At 61.0% G+C, this 17,849-nt stretch carries 13 protein-coding genes; 7 read left to right on the top strand and 6 right to left on the bottom strand.

Annotated elements, in window-relative coordinates; translation table 11 throughout:
* Position 1 precedes the first annotated feature (1 nt).
* The 4 genes from G5V57_RS09300 (at position 2) to G5V57_RS09285 (ending at position 4,073) form a co-directional block, all read left to right on the top strand.
* Positions 2 to 787, top strand: a complete 786-nt coding sequence (locus G5V57_RS09300; RefSeq protein WP_165167228.1) for an ATP-binding cassette domain-containing protein — start codon at positions 2 to 4, stop codon at positions 785 to 787.
* Positions 787 to 1,782: an ABC transporter permease gene (locus G5V57_RS09295; protein ID WP_165167227.1), complete on the top strand. Its 996-nt coding sequence runs from the start codon at positions 787 to 789 to the stop codon at positions 1,780 to 1,782. Before G5V57_RS09300 ends, G5V57_RS09295 begins: the two co-directional genes overlap by 1 nt.
* Positions 1,783 to 1,858: 76 nt before the next feature.
* Positions 1,859 to 2,767 carry a sugar ABC transporter substrate-binding protein gene (locus G5V57_RS09290; protein ID WP_165167226.1) on the top strand — a complete coding sequence of 303 codons (909 nt, stop codon included), beginning with the start codon at positions 1,859 to 1,861 and terminating at the stop codon, positions 2,765 to 2,767.
* A gap of 184 nt (positions 2,768 to 2,951) precedes the next feature.
* Positions 2,952 to 4,073, top strand: a complete 1,122-nt coding sequence (locus tag G5V57_RS09285; RefSeq protein ID WP_165167225.1) for a Gfo/Idh/MocA family protein — start codon at positions 2,952 to 2,954, stop codon at positions 4,071 to 4,073.
* A gap of 370 nt (positions 4,074 to 4,443) precedes the next feature.
* On the opposite strand, the gene G5V57_RS09280 is transcribed toward G5V57_RS09285, so the two are convergent.
* Positions 4,444 to 6,576: a sensor histidine kinase gene (locus G5V57_RS09280; RefSeq protein ID WP_165167224.1), complete on the bottom strand. Its 2,133-nt coding sequence runs from the start codon at positions 6,574 to 6,576 to the stop codon at positions 4,444 to 4,446.
* Between the two features lie 15 nt (positions 6,577 to 6,591).
* Between G5V57_RS09280 and G5V57_RS09275 the strand changes: the two genes are divergently transcribed.
* On the top strand, positions 6,592 to 7,311 hold the full coding sequence (locus G5V57_RS09275; protein WP_165167223.1) for a response regulator transcription factor: 720 nt from the start codon (positions 6,592 to 6,594) through the stop codon (positions 7,309 to 7,311).
* Positions 7,312 to 7,843: 532 nt separating this feature from the next.
* A complete protein-coding gene (locus G5V57_RS09270) occupies positions 7,844 to 8,767 on the top strand; it encodes an outer membrane protein (protein WP_246737580.1) in 924 nt (307 codons plus the stop codon).
* A 1,107-nt stretch (positions 8,768 to 9,874) separates the two neighbouring features.
* Here the strand turns inward: G5V57_RS09270 and G5V57_RS09265 are convergent.
* Together G5V57_RS09265 and G5V57_RS09260 are read right to left on the bottom strand one after the other, a co-directional pair.
* Positions 9,875 to 11,554 carry an MBL fold metallo-hydrolase gene (locus G5V57_RS09265; RefSeq protein WP_165167222.1) on the bottom strand — a complete coding sequence of 560 codons (1,680 nt, stop codon included), beginning with the start codon at positions 11,552 to 11,554 and terminating at the stop codon, positions 9,875 to 9,877.
* 3 nt (positions 11,555 to 11,557) lie between these two features.
* Entirely contained in the window at positions 11,558 to 12,310 is a 753-nt protein-coding gene (locus G5V57_RS09260) for a TIGR00730 family Rossman fold protein (protein WP_165173982.1), read from the bottom strand.
* A gap of 94 nt (positions 12,311 to 12,404) precedes the next feature.
* Between G5V57_RS09260 and G5V57_RS09255 the strand changes: the two genes are divergently transcribed.
* Positions 12,405 to 13,223, top strand: a complete 819-nt coding sequence (locus G5V57_RS09255) for a PPK2 family polyphosphate kinase (protein WP_165167221.1) — start codon at positions 12,405 to 12,407, stop codon at positions 13,221 to 13,223.
* 176 nt (positions 13,224 to 13,399) lie between these two features.
* Here G5V57_RS09255 and G5V57_RS34815 read toward each other — a convergent pair whose 3' ends face one another.
* The 3 genes from G5V57_RS34815 to G5V57_RS09245 form a co-directional block, all read right to left on the bottom strand.
* Complete coding sequence (locus G5V57_RS34815) at positions 13,400 to 14,446, bottom strand: efflux RND transporter permease subunit (RefSeq protein WP_256378657.1); 1,047 nt, start codon at positions 14,444 to 14,446, stop codon at positions 13,400 to 13,402.
* 7 nt (positions 14,447 to 14,453) lie between these two features.
* The gene (locus G5V57_RS09250; protein ID WP_256378656.1) at positions 14,454 to 16,475 is read right to left on the bottom strand and encodes an efflux RND transporter permease subunit; all 2,022 of its coding nucleotides are present in this window, start codon (positions 16,473 to 16,475) and stop codon (positions 14,454 to 14,456) included.
* Positions 16,476 to 16,661: 186 nt separating this feature from the next.
* Entirely contained in the window at positions 16,662 to 17,789 is a 1,128-nt protein-coding gene (locus G5V57_RS09245) for an efflux RND transporter periplasmic adaptor subunit (protein WP_165167220.1), read from the bottom strand.
* Positions 17,790 to 17,849 lie beyond the last annotated feature (60 nt).

The following is a 17,849-nucleotide window of genomic DNA, read 5'->3' as shown; positions in this document are numbered from 1 at the left end:
GGTGAGTGCCACGCTTAGCCCGATATTGGAAGCCAATGGCGTCACGAAGTATTTCGGGGCGATCACCGCGCTGCGCAATGTGAATTTCCATGTGAATGCCGGCGAGGCGCTGGGGGTGGTGGGCGACAATGGCGCCGGAAAGTCCACCCTCATGAAGATCCTGTCCGGCCTCTACCAGCCGAGCGAGGGCCAGCTCATCTTCGAGGGCCGGCCCGTCCATTTCGGGAGCCCGCGCATCGCGCGCAATATCGGCATCGAAATGGTCTATCAGGATTTCGCGCTCGCCGGAAACCTGCCGATCTATGAGAATATCTATCTGGGCCGCGAGCCCGGCACGAAAATCGCCGGCCTCACCGTCATCGACAGGGCCCGCGAGCGCGAGATGGCCCAGGCCCATCTCGACAAGCTCAAGATCCATGTGAAAAGCGTCGACCAGCCGGTCGAGGAGCTTTCCGGCGGCCAGCGCCAGGCGGTCGCCATCGCGCGCGCCACCGCCTTCGACGCCAAGGTCGTCATCATGGACGAGCCGACGGCAGCACTCGCCATCAAGGAGGTCGGCAAGGTGCTCGACCTCATCAAGACGCTGAAGGAGCATGGCGTCGCGGTGATCATGATCTCGCACCGCATGGACGACATCTTCTATGCCTGCGACCGCGTGATGGCGCTGTTCCACGGCGCCAATTTCGCCGACGCGCCGCTCGACAAGACCAACCGCAACGAGGTCATCGGCTGGATCATGGGCACCAAGGATCACACCGCGCAGCTCGCCCATGACCGGGTGCATTGATGATCAGCAATAATCCGGCCCTGTCCCGTTTCCTCGAAAGCTACGGCATCATCGTCGTGGTCCTTGTCATGATGGCGATCCTCTATGCCACCCAGCCGGCGACCTTCCTGTCGGCCACCAATCTTTCCAACATCATCAAGCAGAATGCCTATCCGGCCATGCTGGCGCTCGGCATGTTCGTGGTGATCATCACCGCCGGCATAGATCTGTCGGTGGGATCGGTTCTCGGACTGTCGATCATCTGCCTCGCAGTCGCCGACAAAGCGGGCGTGCCCTGGCCGATCGTGCTGCTCATCGGTCCTTTGGTCGGCACCGCCTGCGGCCTCGTCAACGGGCTCGGCTATACGCTGCTCAAGCTGCCGCATCCCTTCATCATGACGCTCGGCACGCTCAACATCGCGCGCGGGCTCACCAGCCTCATCAGCCAGGCGCCGATCTCCGGCCTCCAGCCCGAAGTGCGTTACGCCGGACAGAAAGTCTTTACCGAGTTCCTTGGTTACCAGGTCTTCACGCCGCCGGCCGGCATACCCTTCAGCCTGCTCCTGGTCATCGTCTGCGCCGTGGCTCTATGGTTCTTTCTCAACCGGACCAATATGGGCCGCCACATCTTCGCCATCGGCGGCAATCCGCAGGCGGCGCGCGTCTCAGGCATCGATGTCGACCGTGTGCTGGTCTATGTCTATGCGATCTGCGGTTTCTTCGCCGGGCTCGCGGCGCTGCTGCTCGCCGGGCGCACCGATTCGGGCTTTCCGCTCGCCGGTGTCGGCAACGAGCTCGATGCCATCGCCGCGGTGATCATCGGCGGCGCCAGTTTCTTCGGCGGGCGCGGCACGGTCCTGGGCGTGCTGGCCGGCGTGCTGATCATGGGGCTTTTGCGCAACGGGCTCAATCTCAACAATATCAGCCCGTTCTGGCAGCAGATTCTCATCGGCCTCATCATCATCATCGCCGTCTATATCGACGTGCTCAGGCGGCGCGCCGCGACACGAAGGTAGAAATTTCGCAGCCGGCCTTGTCTCCGTGCCGGCTGTCCTGCGTGTTGGAGACATCATGTTCCAAGGGAGGAGTAAGATGAAGAAATTGCTGATCGCGGGTGCCGCTCTTGCCGCACTCGGCTTCGCCGGCTCGGCCTTCGCCGATCCGATCGTGCTCGACATGAAGGGCCCGGGTGCCGGCAACCCGTTCTGGGCGGCGGTGCAGGCGGGCGCCGAAGCGAAGGGTAAGGAGCTCGGCGTCGAGGTCGTCGTCATGTCGCCGCCGGCCGAATCCGATGTGCAGGCGCAGATCGGACAGCTCGAGGACATGCTGGCCAAGGGCATATCCGGCCTCGCTCTGGCGCCGACCGATCCCAATGCGCTGGCGCCGGTCGTCGATGCGGCCAAGGCCAAGAATGTGCCGGTCGTCTTCGTCGACACCAAGGGCACCAATGAAGGCGTGACCTTCATCGGCACCAACAACCAGGTCGGCGCCAAGCTCGCCGCCGATTTCATCTGCTCCAAGATCGAGAAGGGATCGGAAGTGGTGATCCTGCAGGGCATCATCACGCAGTCGACCGGCCAGGCCCGCGCCACCGGCGCCAAGGAAGGCCTGGAAGGCTGTGGCCTCAAGGTCGTCGCCGAGCAGCCGGCCGACTGGGACCGCGCCAAGGGCCAGTCGGTGATGGAGAACATCCTCACCGGCAATCCGAATATCAAGGCGGTCTTCGCCTCGAACGACAATATGGCGCTGGGCGCAGTAGAGGCCCTCAAGTCGGCCAATAAGCTCAAGGACGTCATGGTGGTCGGCTTCGACGCCAATCCGGACGCGGCCGCCTCGATCATCGCCGGCGATATGACGGCCTCCGTCGCACAGGCGCCAAAGAATATGGGCGCCTTCGCCGTCGAGAATCTGATCAAGCTCCAGAAGGGCGAGAAGATCGACGCGGTGATCGATACCGGCACGGTGCTCGTCACCAAGGACAATGCCGACCAGTACAAGTGAACTCGGTTCGGTCTTGAAGTTGCGGCAGGTCCCGGCGAAAGTCGGGGACTTGCCTCCTAGTTCGTCATGGCCGCCCTTGAGGCGGCCATCCAGCCCATCCGTGCAGCAACTGTATGGCGTCGAGGCTGGATAGCCGGGTCAGGCCCGGCCATGACGAGTGGGGGAAGCGTTGTGAGGGACTTACATGGCATCTCTCGGCATCGGCCTGATCGGCACCGGCTTCATGGGCAAATGCCACGCCATGGCCTGGAGCCATGTGCGACCCGTCTTCGGCGATGTTCCCGAGATCAGGCTCGAGACCTTGTGCGACATCGATCCGGCTATGACCAGCAAGCGCGCCGCCGAATATGGCTTCGCTCGTGCCGAGACGGACTGGCGCAAGCTCGTCGACGACAAACGCATCGATATCGTCTCGATCACCGCGCCCAACAATGTTCATCGCGAGATGGCGGTCGCCTTCCTTGAAGCCGGCAAACATGTCTGGTGCGAGAAGCCGATGGCGCTTACCCTCGATGAAGCCGAGGCCATGACGGCGGCCGCCGCGAAAGCCAAAGGCCGCACGCTGCTCGGCTACAACTACATCAAGAATCCCGCCGTGCTGCATGCCAGGAAGCTGATCGAAACCAAAGCCATCGGCGAGATCGTGCATTTTCGCGGGCAGGTCGATGAGGACTATCTCGCTTCCCCCGATGTGCCCTGGAGCAAAAGGGCGCGGATCGATCTGTGGGGCTTGGGGACGCTGGGCGACATCACCTGCCATCTGGTGAGCTTCGCGCATCTTCTCATCGGCGATATCGCTTCCGTCTCGGCCGACATGGAAACGGTGGTGAAGGAACGGCCGGTGCCCGGCACGAGTGAGATGCGCGAGGTCGAGAATGAAGACATCGCCCATGCCATCGTGCGCTTCAAATCCGGTGTCTCGGGTACGCTCGCTTCGAGCCGCGCCGCCTGGGGCCGCAAGAACCTGATCCGCTTCGAGGTCCATGGCACCAAGGGCATGCTCACTTTCGATCAGGAGCGCCTCAATGAATTGCAGCTCTATATGACGGAAGGCCCGGAAGCGACGCGCGGCTTCCGCACCATCCTCACCGGTCCCGTCCATTCACCCTACGGGCAGTTCACCCCCGCGCCCGGCCATCAGCTCGGCTTCAACGAGCTCAAGGTGATCGAGGCGAAGCATCTTCTCGACTGCATCGCCAGCGGAGACGAATGCTTCGTCAATTTCGCCGAAGGCCTGAAGATCGAACGCGTCATCCACGGCATGGCGCGCTCGGCCCGCGAGCGGCGCTGGGTGGATGTGGGGTGAAAACCACTGCGGAGCAGAGGAGATCGACGTTCGATTTCGCGGCGCGTTGCAGATGAGTGCATCGCACCCACCCCCTCGTCATCCCGGCGAAAGCCGGGATCCATTCAATAGACCTGACCGGGCGGAGAGTGTCTATTGGATCCCGGCTTTCGCCGGCATGACAAATAATTGTGTCCAAGGACCAACCGTGGGAATCAAGCGGCTCGTCGAGGATCGTGGGATCAGGCTCCTTCTGATATTTCCTGCTCCTGCGGCGTGACCGGCGAAGGCTTCGCAGTATATATCGACGCGGCACGGCTAGAGCGCTTCCCGCGAAAGTTGCTCGACTTTCGCGACAAGGAAGCGCTCCACATAAATGTAATCGAGCCTTTTATCCCGTTTTGATCGAATCCATTGATTCGATCAAAACGGGAAAGGCTCTAGATGGACGCTCATTGGAATCAGGCCTGTGGAGGGGCAGCGACAGGCAAAATGTCGATCCGTTGACATCGCTGGCGGCCAGTATGAGATCTCCATTGTGCTGCCGGGCGATTTCTCTTGAAATGTAGAGCCCGAGACCGGAGCCATTCACCCGTTGTCCCGGGGCGCGGTAATACTTCATGAATATGAGCTCGCGGTCGTCGGGCGCCACGCCGATGCCCTGGTCTATCACATATATGAACGCCAACCCTTGATCAGCGGAAAGCCGAACAGTTACCGTACCGGTCGCAGTCGAGTATTTCAGAGCGTTGTGGATCAGGTTATGCAGTGAAATCTCAACAAGATTGCGGCTGGCTTCCACAGTCGCTTCGTCAGCGTGAATGAAGCGAACACGACTGGCGGCATTGTCGTCCAATCCCGCCTCGGCAGTGTGCAATATGTCGTTCAAATCGAAGATTTCTATCGCGGCGCGCGAACTTTGTCCGGCACTGAGCCGCTCGTCGGCCAGGACATTCTCGATCAGAATCGACATTCGTTTCACAGTCTGCCTGATCTTGTCTGTGCGCAGCTTGATCATGTCGGTGCTTTCGGGCGCGGAAAGCGACAGGTTCTCCGCGGCTGCCGCTATGACGGCCAAAGGACCGCGAAAGTCATGCGAGACCAGGGCCAAGAAATTCCGCTGCTGAGCCAGGGCATCGTTGATGGAGTCCAGAGACTGCCTGAGCTTGGCCTCCAGCAGGTGACGTCGGTCGATTTCCGCGTTGAGCGCGGCATTCCGTTCCGCAAGCTCCGCGGTCCTCTCGCGCACTTTAACCGTCAGCTCCTGTTCAGCCGACCGTGACAAGGCGATGACACGATCCTTCTCGGCACTCAGATGGCGCTCGGCGAGCTGCGCGCGCCGCGCGACAGCCGCGCTCAGCAGCACCAGATGAATCAATATCCCGACAGCCATGATCCTGGCCAAGGAACTGTCGATCTGGAATGGATTGGCTCCAGTATACTGCATCTGCATGACCAGGCCGATCGCGATCACACTCGCAAAAGCAAGCGCCGGCAGCAGATACTGATATTGCCGTCGGAATCCGATCAGATAGAGAACGAACAAGGCAATGAGGATGTGGGACAATTGCTGCAGCCGCGATACAAAGAGCCCTACGTCACCGTAACGGCCAGCCAGCGCGAACAGCAAGGCGATGCCGTTGAGTAAGACGATGCCCTGCGCGATGCGCCAGGCCCAGGCCCAGTAGCGACGGAACTCGAACAGCCAGGCCAGAAACAATACCATGACCATGCTGTATAGGCAGACTATGGCGCCCCAGCTGCGATAGAGCTGCTGCTTTTCCAGGAAAAACAGAAACTCGACGGCGTAGCCCATATAAAAGACAATCAGCAGCCCGGATTCAAGCAGGACAGCGGCATACAAAATATAGAGAGAGTCCCGCAGCCAGGCCGCGTAAAGGAGATTGGCGAGCATCATGGCGCCAATGGCGCCGACCACTATTCCCATGATCAAGTCGTTGGAACGGCGATAACTCTCGTAACCGGGCTCCTGCCAGATGTTGAATGACGTGGTCATCGAAGTCGCCGACTGGAGGCGAACATAATATTCGCTTTCTACCAGCGGCACGGAGATCTGAAAAAGACTCGGATAGGCGCGAACCTCGCCTTTATCCCATAGATATGTGCCGCGTGGAGGCGATACCACTAGGTGCCCCGCCCCGTCAGGAACATAGAGTGTGACCTGCTCGATCAGGGGCCGCTCCACCTGCAGCAGCCACTGATTTTGGGCCATCGGGGCGGACAGGGAGAACCGGACCCAGACCGCGCCCTCCCGATAACCTTCGGTAAGCATCGACGGGATGGGTTTGAACTTGATGTCTCGGCGTCCGGAAATGATGTCGTCGATTGTCAACGCGCCGGTGGGATCATGCAGGACAGCGAGGTGACCACCTAGCGAAACGGGATCCTTGGTGCCGTCAGCCGGATTTAATTCAATGGCCCATGACGTTTGTGGCACAAAGCATCCGAACAGGATGGACAAAACAACGAATATGTGAAATCGGATGTTGGAGAAGTGCTGCATTGGGGATACCGATTGATGATCGGAGAAAAATCCAAACAGGGCGGTGCCACGATCACTCCCCTGGTTTATCTTGTCGATGACGACGAGGATTTTCGCGAGGAAATGGTCCTCGGCCTATCCAGGTTAGGCTTGGAAGTGCATGGATTTCACGATGCCGCCGCTCTCTATCGCGTCTACGCTACAAGGCCGCCCGATATAGTCATCCTCGATATTGGCTTGGAGGGCGAGGACGGTCTGGCAATAGCCGCCCATCTGCGGGCCTCGCAGTCTCTGGGTATCATCATGGCGACGGCCCGGAGTTCCATAGATGACCGGGTTGATGGCCTTACGAGGGGGGCAGACGCTTACCTCGTCAAACCAATTGATCTCCGGGAGCTCGCGGCAACAATTGTAGCGCTCAACGAGCGTCTCAAAAGGCTTCGCACCCCTTCGCAGCCCCCGCCCCCAACCCCACAATGGGCGCTGGTGGAGGGTGGCTGGGTGCTCACCGACGGCATTGGCCACCGTCTCCGCTTGACCACGTCGGAACAGTGTTTCCTGGGACGCTTGTTCAGTGAGCGCGGTAAGACCGTCGGACGGCGTGCGCTCGTCGAAGCCCTGGGAGCGGACGTCTATGACTTCAACTACGGTCACCTGGACACCATTGCGAGCCGCCTGCGTCGAAGAGCGGAAAAGTCCAACATGCTTCTTCCCTTGCACACAATTCGCGGGTCAGGCTTCGCGTTCAGCGATTAGGATCATCCTGCCTGTTTTGTCCAGAGGAAGTTGGTTCGTTGCAGAACCACCTTAGGTGGCGATTCTTTACCGACACATGCACGCCTCGTCGGAAAACATTTGCTAGAGCGCTTCCCGCGAAAGTTGCTCGACTTTCGCGAGAAGGAAGCGCTCCAGATATATGTAATAGAGCCTTTCTGTCTCGCTTTGATGGAATCCCTTGATTCGATCAAAACGGGAAAGGCTCTAGTAGGCCGGCCACGGCGTTCAACGTCTTCGGCAAGAGCGACGCCCCACGATGCGGAAGAATCTTTCCTACTCAATCAACGAGTTGAAAATCGTTCGTGGGAGAGAGCGGCTGTATCGAGAATTCAATGCATGTCAGTGAGTGCGAGGAAGTGACAGCTGCTGACGTTGCGAAGAGCAGGAAGGACGCTTGGCCCAAGGACAAAGGAAACAGGTCGCTGCTTTCGCGGATTTTGATGGAGTTGGAAAGATCATTCCTCAATCCGAATGAGTGACAGCAAGTGACATGATCCGACAGTTGCTGTGATTGTTGAAGATCGATCGATGCAATAAATCTGACCCGGTGAAAGCTGAAGCTTCGAAGGGGCTGGATATGAAAACTGCGGTTAGTGTTGGAACTTTTGCGTTTGTCCTGGCGCTCGGCGCCGCCGGGGCCCAGGCTGCTGATGTGGAATCCGCGGCTGAGGAGTCATTTGACTGGAGCGGCTTTTATGTGGGTGTTCACGGTGGCTATGGCCAAGGAAAGTCGGAATACTCATACGAAGGACACACGGAATATTGGGACGACAATCTTACCGATCCGACTGCTCCCGGAGATCCCGGTTACGGAACGGGAGATACCCTTCAATTATATCCTGAATTGTCCGATGAATACCGTGGTGGGAACGAGCAGGATCTGGATGGGGCATTCGGTGGCGCGCAAATTGGCTATAATTTTCAATATTCGAACTTCGTCATCGGGGCTGTAGCTGACATTTCGGCCGCCGATCTCAAGAGCGACTCTGCCAACATAGCCATTGGCGACGGCGGAGATTTTTCTGTTAGCAGCAAGGTCGACTGGTTTGGTACGATCCGTGGCCGCGCCGGCATTGCCTGGGACGAAGTGCTCTTTTACGGCACGGGAGGCCTTGCCTACGGTCGTGTGAAGTCGTCGTATGACTATAATGTCAATGGTGATGACTACAGCGGATCGACATCCGCGACGAAGTGGGGGTGGACCGTTGGCGGTGGCATCGAATACGCGCTGACTAGGAACATCACGCTGGGTACCGAATATCTCTATGTCGATCTCGGCAAGAGTGATGTGATCGATGAAAGCCGTCAGATTGACTCCGTGGATCACGTTAACGGAGGAGGCGTTTGGACTGGTTTCACGGGGGGCTATTTGGATTCGTTGAGCGCGAAGACGCAGTTCCATACCATCAGGGCCTCACTGAACTACAAGTTCTGATCAGGAAATGGAGACAGTAGGCGCGCTTTCGTCCGGCATGACCTATGCATCCCGATCGCTATTGGGATGACCGCGATCGGTCGACATGGGATTCTGCTGCCCAAATGTGGGAACGCGGCGGACGCTGGCTGAAGCGCAGGACCACGAGCGAAAGCACCGTAACGACACCGGTGCTCTCGCCCGTGTCGATCTCCCCGCCGCCGAACCCTCGAAGATGGAGTTGAACCCGGTATAGCCGCCGGCATGCAGATGAATGACGGGCTGACCAGGAGCAGAAGCCGGTCTGTGCATCATGGTGAGAACCGGCATCCCCTTATAAAGGATCGGGGCCCCGCAAGAGGGGCCCTGATCTTTCTTTCAAGAAATCCGAAGCAGCTTTCGCTCGAACTGGTGCTTCCTCATGGGCTGAGCCCAGCGCCTAGATCACGATGAGTTTGGATTGAATCAATCCAAACTCATCGTGATCGAAATCTAATATTCTAGCGCGGGATTCTTGCGAAAAGCCGGTACCCAATTTTTCGCATTCCGCGCTAGTGCCATGGGCTTCCCACGTCACACATACCGTCATCCCGGCTTTCGCCGCTGCCGTATTCACACATCTGCTTTTTCCCGTGCGGGCAGTGAGCAGCCCTCCCGTTTCTGCTTCTGCGCGCTTGCGGCGTCGCTCTTCCCTGCTCGGACAACGGGGCTCTGTCACACAATCCACAGCCAATGCAATGAGTTGTGCCGAAGACCGAGTCTGGAGAAAGCCGTTCTTCGCAACTACCCTGTATCTACCCTGTATCCGACCCGGGGCGGGACGTGGGTGAGCAGATGGGTCCCCGGACTTTGGCCGGGCCGGGGGAGCCGCTTTCCCCACAAGGGGACGGAGGAAGATGTGTGAATCCGATAGCGGCTTTCGCCGGGATGACAATTTACTATTGTGATCGTGGGCGCAACCGTGGGAGTCAAGCAACCCGCCGGGACCCGGGAGTCTGCCTCCTCCTGTTACTTCCTGTTCCTGCGGCGTGACGGAGGATTAAGCCCTTGAGAAATCTGGAGTCACCAAGCCGATTTCAAAAAAGCCCTGTTCTTCCCTGTATCTGCCTGTTTTTTCCTGTAATCGCCTCAGCCCTCGTCGAAGCCGTGGGCGCCGCCGCGGCCTTCCTCGCGAGGCTTCTGCCTGCCATTGGGTGGCGGCATCCGGCCGTTGCCGTTTTCTTCCTCGAGCGCGCGCTTCAGCCTGCGGATGATGACCGCGCGGGCCTTCTCATCCGCCGCCTTGCCCACTTCCTCATTGATGCCGAGGATGAGTTCGGCGAGCTCATTATGCCAGTCGCGGCGCGCCAACTTGTCGGGGCTGATGCGCGGCTTGGTCTCAGCGGCACGCAGCACAGGTTCTTCACCCGTCAGATCGTAGATGTCATCAAGGCTCGGGCGCGCGATCCGGTCGGCCGTCATGAGGCCGGCCTCGGCCATCTCCTCGGCCATCGCGACCTGGGCGGTTTCTTCGCCATGGGTGAGGAAGACCATCTTGGCGATGGGCAGGCGCTCCCTCAACCATTGCAGAAGTTCCGGCCCGTCGGCATGGCCGGAGTAGTCCTCGAAGCGGCGAATCGTGGCGCGGACCTTGATCTCCTCGCCATGAATCTTGACCGCCTGCGCGCCATCCTCGAGCAGGCGGCCGAGCGTGCCCGCCGCCTGGAAGCCGACCAGCAGCACCGTGGCATTCGGCTTGAACAGATTGTTCTTGAGGTGATGGCGGATGCGGCCGGCCTCGCACATGCCGCTCGCCGCGACGATGAGGTGGAAGCCGGAGAAGCGGTTGATCGCCTTGCTCTCCTCGACGCTCTCGGTTGTCTTCACGTAAGGAGACTCGAGGGCGTGGAGAAGCGCTCCGCCATTGCGCAGCGACTTGGCGTGCTGGGTGAAGATGTTGGTGGCCTTGAGCGCCAGGGGCGAGTCGATGAAGACCGGCGCCTTGGGGATGACACCCATATCCATCAGCGCAATGAGATCGACGAGGACTTCCTGGGTGCGCTCGACCGCGAAGGAAGGGATGAGGACGGCGCCCTGGCGGCTCGCGGCGGCGCGCAATTCGGTGCCCAGCACCTCGCGGCGCTTCTCTTCCGAGCGCTCGAAGCGGTCCTTGCCGCCATAGGTCGATTCGCAGACGACATAATCGAAGTCGGCCGGCGCCTCGGGATCCGGCTCGAAGAGCTTGGCGTCGGGGCCGATGTCGCCGGAGAACAGGATGCGCAAGGATTTCTGGCCGGGACGCTCCACCTCCACCTCGATCGAGGCGGAGCCGAGCAGATGGCCGGCATTCCAGTAGCGCGCGCGGATGCCGGGAACGGGCGTGATCCACGTTTTGTAGGCGATGCCCTCGAAGAATTCGAGGGAGCGATGCGCGTCCTCGGCGGTATAGATCGGCTCGACCTCAGGCAGACCGCGCTTGCGGTTGCGGTCATTGAGCTGCCTGACCTCGGTCTCCTGGATGAAGCCCGAATCCGGCAGCATGACGGCGCAGAGATCGCAGGTCGCATGCGTCGCATAGATCTTGTTGGTGAAGCCGGCCTTGACCAGCTTGGGGATCAGCCCGGCATGGTCGATATGCGCATGGGTCAGCAGCATGGCGTCGATCTTGCGCGCATCGAACGGGAAGGCGCGGTAGTTCAGCTCCTTCTCGGTCTTCGAGCCCTGGAACATGCCGCAATCGATGAGAAGGCGCGCCCGCTCCGTCTCGATGACATACGAGGAGCCCGTGACGACGCGGGTGGCGCCGTGGAAATGCAGCTTGACGGTCATGCGTTATCCTTTGCGTTCGGGAATCTTGAGGCCGCGCGCGATGAGCTCGAGCCATGCCTCTTCGGGCGTGTCGGCGAAGCTGAAGAGATTGAGATCATTTTTGGCGCACAGGCCTTCCTCGACGAAGCGGTTGAAGTCGATGGTCTTGCGCCAGAAGATGCTGTCATAAAGCACGATGGGCAAAGCGTCGTCCATCTTGCCGGTCTGGCGGAGCGTCAGGATCTCGAACAATTCATCGAGAGTGCCGAAGCCGCCCGGAAACACCACCAGGGCCGCGGCGCGCATGGCGAAATGCATTTTGCGCATCGCGAAATAGTGGAAGCGGAAAGTGAGATCCGGCGTCGAATAGGCATTGGGCTCCTGCTCGTGCGGGAGCGTGATGTTGTAGCCGATCGAGGGCGCGCCGGCATCGTCGGCGCCGCGATTGGCGGCCTCCATGATGCCCGGGCCGCCGCCGGTCGCGACCACGTTCTGGCGCGGACCGGAGTGGCTGTAGAGGGCGCCGCCTCTTTCCGAGACGATGCGGGCGAAGGAACGCGCCGCCTCATACCAGCCGCGCTTGTCGCCTTCCTTGACGCGTGCGGAGCCGAATACCACCACGGTGGTGGCCACGCCCCATTTGCGCAGATATTCCTCCGCCTTCTGATATTCGAGGTGGAAGCGCACCCCGCGCATCGTGTCGCCGAGAACAAAATCCTGATCGAGGGCGGCGATCCGGTAGGCCGGCGACGCCATCTGAGCCTTGTTGCTTGTCATCATGTATCCTTCTGATCTTAGGGAATAGAAGCCTCGGCCCTTGCAATCAAGCCCTGTTTGCCTCACGCTTATGCGAGCAAAAACAGGAGCTTGCATGGCCAGTCAATTTGCGAGGAGATTCACCGTCGAGGCGGCTAAGGGCGTCTCGCTCGCCAGGATCGACCCGCGCGACGAAAGCGCATTCCAAAGCAAGGAAAAGGCCAAGGCGGATACGGTCAAGGACGCCGAGGCCATCAACCAGCTGCAGGACGCCCTTTATGCGGAACATGAGCGCAGCCTGCTTGTCGTGCTGCAGGGCATGGATTGCAGCGGCAAGGATGGCACCGTGCGCGCCGTCTTCAACACCTGCGGCCCCATCGGAGTCGAGGTGACGCCTTTCAAGGCGCCTAATGAGGAAGAGCGCGCGCATGACTATCTCTGGCGTGTCCATAAGGCCGCGCCGCGCAAGGGCATCATCGGCATCTTCAATCGGTCGCACTACGAGGATGTGCTGATCGTGAAGGTGAAGAAGCTCGCGAAGCCCGAAGACATCGAGCGGCGCTATGAGGAGATCAACAATTTCGAGAAGCTGCTGAGCGATCACGGCACGCGCATCCTCAAATTCATGTTGCATATCTCAAAGGACGAGCAGGCCGAGCGCCTGCGCGAGCGCGTCACCGATCCCAAGAAGCATTGGAAGTTCAATCCGGCCGATCTCGAGGACCGCAAGCTGTGGAGCCACTACATGGACGCCTATGAGACGGCGCTCAGGCGTTGCTCGCCGGCGCATGCGCCCTGGCATGTGATCCCGTCCGACCGCAACTGGGTGCGCAACGCCGCCATCGCGCGCATCGTGCGCGAGACGCTGGAGGATATGGCGCCGAAATATCCCAAGCCCGAAGGCTGGGATCCGAAGAAAGTGGTGATCGAGTAGGGCGGTTTTGTTAGCTCGTCATGGCCGCCCGGATGGCCGGGTTTAACCCGGCCATGGAGGCGGCCATCCAGCCCATCCGTTGGCGTCGAGTCTGGATGGCCGGGTCAAGACCGGCCATGACGGGGATGTGAAGGTTGATCGGGTCGTGTTTACTGACGGGCGGACAGAACTGATGCTTACTCCGCCGGTGATGGCGCCGGCGCGGGAATCGCCGCTTCCTTGAGTTCGCCCGCTTTGCGGCCGAAGAGGCTGTAGACAGCGGGCACGACGAACAGCGTCAAAAGCGTGCCGACTGTCATGCCGCCGACGATGACCCAGCCGATCTGCTGGCGGCTCTCGGCACCGGCGCCTTCGGCGAGCGCCAGGGGCACGGCGCCCAGCACCATCGCCGCGGTGGTCATCAGAATAGGGCGCAGGCGCAAGGCGGCTGCCTCGACAATGGCCTCGGCGCGGCTCTTGCCGTCCTCCTGCAGGCGATTGGCGAAATCGACGATCAGGATGCCGTGCTTGGTGATGAGTCCGACCAGCGTCACGAGGCCGATCTGCGAATAGATGTTGAGCGTGCCGCCGGTGAGCTTGAGGGCGAGCAGCGCACCCGCCATCGACAGGGGCACGGTCAGCATGATCATCAACGGATCGCGGAAACTCTCGAACTGCGCCGACAGCACCAGATAGATGAAGGCCAGCGCCAGCACGAAGATGAACAAGATGTTGCTCGAGGCGTCGCGGAATTCGCGGCTCTGGCCCGACACGTCGGTCAGCGCCGTCGACGGCAGGATCTCATTGGCCGTCGCCTGGACCGCCTGCAAGGCTTGGCCCAGCGTGTAGCCGGGCGACAGATTGGCGTGGATGGTGACGGCGCGCAGCTGGTTGAAGCGGCGCAGATCCTTCGGCGCCACCGTCTCCTGGATCGACACGATATTGGAGAGCTGGATCATCTCGCCGGCGGCGCTGCGCACGAACATGCGGGCGAGATTGTCGGGCGCCGAGCGCTCGCGCGGATCGAGCTGGACGATGACGTCGTACTGCTCGCCGCCGATCTCGAAGCGCGTCACCTGGCGGCCGCCGAGCATGGTTTCGAGCGTGCGGCCGATGACCGACACGTCGAGACCCAGATCAGCGACGCGGTCGCGGTCGATCTTCACCTCGAGCTGCGGCTTGTTGAGCTTGAGATTGGTGTCGAGGTCGGTGAGACCCGGATTCTCGGCGAGCTTGTCGAGCAACGTGTCGCTAGTATTTCTGCAGATCCTCATAGGTGCCGGAGGTCTGTATCACGAATTCGACCGGCCGGCCGCTGCCGCGGCGGCCGAAGCCGCCGGAAGAACGCGCCGAGACCTGGGCGCCCGCCACCTTGCGCAATTCGGGGCCGAGGCGCTGGGCGATCTGCGACTGGCTGAGCTCGCGCTCGGAATAGTCCTTGAGCCGGCCGATGGAGTTGAACTCGTTCACTTCCGGCTGGCCGACGGTGACGAGATAAGCACGGATGTCGGGCGCCTTGGAGAGAATGCCCTCGACCTGTGCGGCATAGCGGTCGGTGAATCCGATCGTCGAACCTTCCGGCGCCTGGCCTGAGATCTGGATTACGCCGCGGTCTTCCGGCGGGGTCAGCTCGGAATTGAGCCCGGTGAAAAGCACGCCGCCAAGGCCGGCAACGCCGAGCGCGATGAGGAAGACGAGATAGCGTGCCTTGATCGCGAATTTGAGCGCGCCGCGATAGAGCTTCTCGAGGCGGGCGAGGAAGGCTTCGATGAAGCGGGCGATGATATTGGGCCGGTCATTGTGCTTGAGCAGCTTCGAGCACATCATCGGTGTCAGGGTAAGGGCGACGAAGCCCGATATGACCACCGCGCCAGCGAGGGTGAGGGCGAATTCGAGGAACAGGCGGCCGGTCGAGCCCGGCATGAAGGCGATCGGTGCGTAGACGGCGGCCAGCGTCAGCGTCATCGCGACGATGGCGAAACCGATCTCCCGCATGCCCTTGAGAGCGGCTTCGAAAGGCTTCATGCCTTCCTCGATATGACGGTAGATATTCTCAAGCACGACGATCGCGTCGTCGACCACGAGGCCGATGGCCAGCACCATGGCGAGCAGCGTCAGCATGTTGATCGACAGACCGGCCGCCAGCATGATCGCGAAAGTGGCGACCAGCGAGATCGGAATGGTGACGATCGGGATGATCGCGGCCCTGAGCGAGTGCAGGAAGAACATGATGATCAGGATCACCAGTGCTATGGCCTCGAGGATGGTCGTGAAAACGGAATCCACCGACTGTTCGATGAATTGCGTCGAATCGTAGCCAATCTCGGCGGAGACACCCTCGGGCAGCGAATCGATGATCGACGGCATGACCTCGCGTACCGCCTTCGAGACGTCGAGCGGATTGGCGACCGCCTGCTTGATGATGCCGACGGTGATCGAGGTCTGGCCCATATAGCGGCTGATGCGGCGTACATCGGTCGAGCTCAGTTCGACCCGGGCAACGTCGCCGAGCTTCACCTGCAGCCCGCCCGCGGGCTTCAGCATGATGTTGCGGAATTCCTCGGGCGTCGCCAGCGCGGTCTTGGAGAGAACGGTGAACTCGCGGTCCGTACTTTCGATGCGCCCGGCCGGGATCTCGGCATTCTGCTTGCGCAAGGCGTCTTCGATATCCTGGGCGGTGAGGCCGTAGCCGGCGAGCCGGTCGCGGTCGAGCCATATGCGCATGGCATAGAGACGCTCGCCATAGATGGCGGCGTCGGAAACGCCGGTCAGGTTCTTGAAGCGGTCGACGACGTAGCGGTCGACATAGTCGGTAAGCTCGATGGCGTTCAGGCGCTCGGAGCGGAAGTTGATGTAAATGATGGCCTGGGCATCCGCTTCCACCTTGGCGATGATCGGCTCATCGACCTCGTCGGGAAGCCGGCCGCGGACGCGGCTCACGCGATCGCGAACGTCACTCGCCGCGGTGTCGATATCGACGTCCGACTTGAAGCGGATAGTGATGCGGCTCGATTCGGAGCGGCTGGTCGATTCGATGATGTCGATACCTTCGATGCCGGCGAGCGAGCCCTCGAGGACCTGGGTGATCTGCGATTCGATGAGGACGGCGGAGGCGCCCTTATAGGTGGTCGTCACTGAGACGACCGGCTCGTCCACCTGCGGATATTCGCGGACCGTCAGGCGGCCATAGGCGACGATGCCGATCAGCAGGATGATCAGGCTCAGGACTGTGGCGAAGACCGGGCGGCGGATACAGATTTCGGAAAGTGACATAACTCCGGCCCTAAGCTGACGTGAAACTGAGCCGGCTTACCCTCACCCTGAGGTGGCCGCGCAGCGGCCCTCGAAGGGTGTGGTGCAATAGCCTCGCTCTATCCTGAGGGATGCTTCGAGGCTCGCTCCGCTCGCACCTCAGCATGAGGGTGTTGAAAGAGGCTATGCGCTCCGACTCCATCCCGCTCAGCCCTCGACGGCGGCGGTCGCCGGCGGGACGATCTCGACATCGGACCCGTCACGCAGGCGCGACTGCCCGGCGACCACGACCTGCTGTCCGACCTCGACCCCGTCGAGGATCTCGACGAAGCCGTTTTCGCGCCGACCAGCCAGGACCTTCGTCTCCTTCGCCTTGCCATTGTCGGCCTTGAAGACGAGGAAGTCGTCGCCGCGCGGCACGAGCGCGCTTTCGGGAATGGTGACGGCGGTGCGCGGCTGACCTTTCACCGTGATGCGGGCGAGGAGGCCAGGACGCAATTTGCCATCCTGATTGGCGAGCTTCGCCTTGACCCTGACGGCGCGGCCATTGACGTCGATCGCCGGGTCGATGGCGTAGACGGTGCCCTCGAAGCGCGCGCCGGGCAACGCGTCGGCGACGATCTCGATCTTCTGACCGACGACGAGCTTGCTCAGATAGAATTCCGGCACACTGAAATTCACCTTGAGCTGGTCGATCTTCTCCAGATTGACGAGCGGCGTGCCGGCGGTGACATAGGCGCCCAATGAAATAGTCCGGAAGCCGAGCTCGCCCGGGAAGGGCGCTTTGATCGACAGCTTGTCATGCTGGGTGCGGATCAGATCATAGACCGCCTGCTGGACCAGTAATTCGGACTGCGCGGTGTCGAGGGTCGTCTGCGAAGCGGTGCCCGACTTGCGCAAGGTGACGGCGCGGTCGTAATTCGCCTTCGCCAGAGCGAGGCGTGCTTCGGCATCCCCGCGCTGGGCGTTGATGAGCGCGTCGTCGAGCCGGATGAGCACGGCGCCGGCGGCGACGGAATCGCCTTCGGTGAAGCGGATCTCCGCCACCCGGCCATCGGTCTCGGCGGCGATCTGCACGGACTCGTCCGAGAGCAGCGAGCCCACCGCGGTGATATCGTCGCTCAGCGTCTTGGCGGCGGCGGCGACGACCTCGACGGGGGAGGCATTGGCGGGCCGCGCCTGGCGTTTTTCCGGCGACGACGGCGCTGGCGCCGCCTCGCGCAGCTTGCCGGTGATTGTCGCCCAGATCGGCTCCACCCAGCCGGAGCGCTGAGCGGTGTAGCCGGCGCCAGCCAGCAATGCCAGAACAAACAGAGAAACCAGCGTTTTCTTCATCGAACTCTATAATAGCGGATATTGGGCCCACGGATAAGACGAAGGGACTGCTAAATCCCG

Source organism: Nordella sp. HKS 07, assembly GCF_011046735.1.
In the GTDB taxonomy this organism is placed as follows: Bacteria; Pseudomonadota; Alphaproteobacteria; order Rhizobiales; family Aestuariivirgaceae; genus Taklimakanibacter.
The sequence above is the reverse complement of the archived record's forward strand: the minus strand, read 5'-3'. Positions and strand labels throughout refer to the sequence as shown.

Bases quoted from the DNA above. Each gene is read 5' to 3' on its own strand.
- G5V57_RS09290 (WP_165167226.1), top strand. From the start codon at position 1,859: ATGAAGAAATTGCTGATCGCGGGTGCCGCTCTTGCCGCACTCGGCTTC.
- G5V57_RS09245 (WP_165167220.1), bottom strand. From the start codon at position 17,789: ATGAAGAAAACGCTGGTTTCTCTGTTTGTTCTGGCATTGCTGGCTGGC.
- G5V57_RS09285 (WP_165167225.1), top strand. From the start codon at position 2,952: ATGGCATCTCTCGGCATCGGCCTGATCGGCACCGGCTTCATGGGCAAA.
- G5V57_RS09280 (WP_165167224.1), bottom strand. From the start codon at position 6,576: ATGCAGCACTTCTCCAACATCCGATTTCACATATTCGTTGTTTTGTCC.
- G5V57_RS09275 (WP_165167223.1), top strand. From the start codon at position 6,592: ATGATCGGAGAAAAATCCAAACAGGGCGGTGCCACGATCACTCCCCTG.
- G5V57_RS09255 (WP_165167221.1), top strand. From the start codon at position 12,405: ATGGCCAGTCAATTTGCGAGGAGATTCACCGTCGAGGCGGCTAAGGGC.
- G5V57_RS09295 (WP_165167227.1), top strand. From the start codon at position 787: ATGATCAGCAATAATCCGGCCCTGTCCCGTTTCCTCGAAAGCTACGGC.
- G5V57_RS09250 (WP_256378656.1), bottom strand. From the start codon at position 16,475: ATGTCACTTTCCGAAATCTGTATCCGCCGCCCGGTCTTCGCCACAGTC.
- G5V57_RS09260 (WP_165173982.1), bottom strand. From the start codon at position 12,310: ATGACAAGCAACAAGGCTCAGATGGCGTCGCCGGCCTACCGGATCGCC.
- G5V57_RS09265 (WP_165167222.1), bottom strand. From the start codon at position 11,554: ATGACCGTCAAGCTGCATTTCCACGGCGCCACCCGCGTCGTCACGGGC.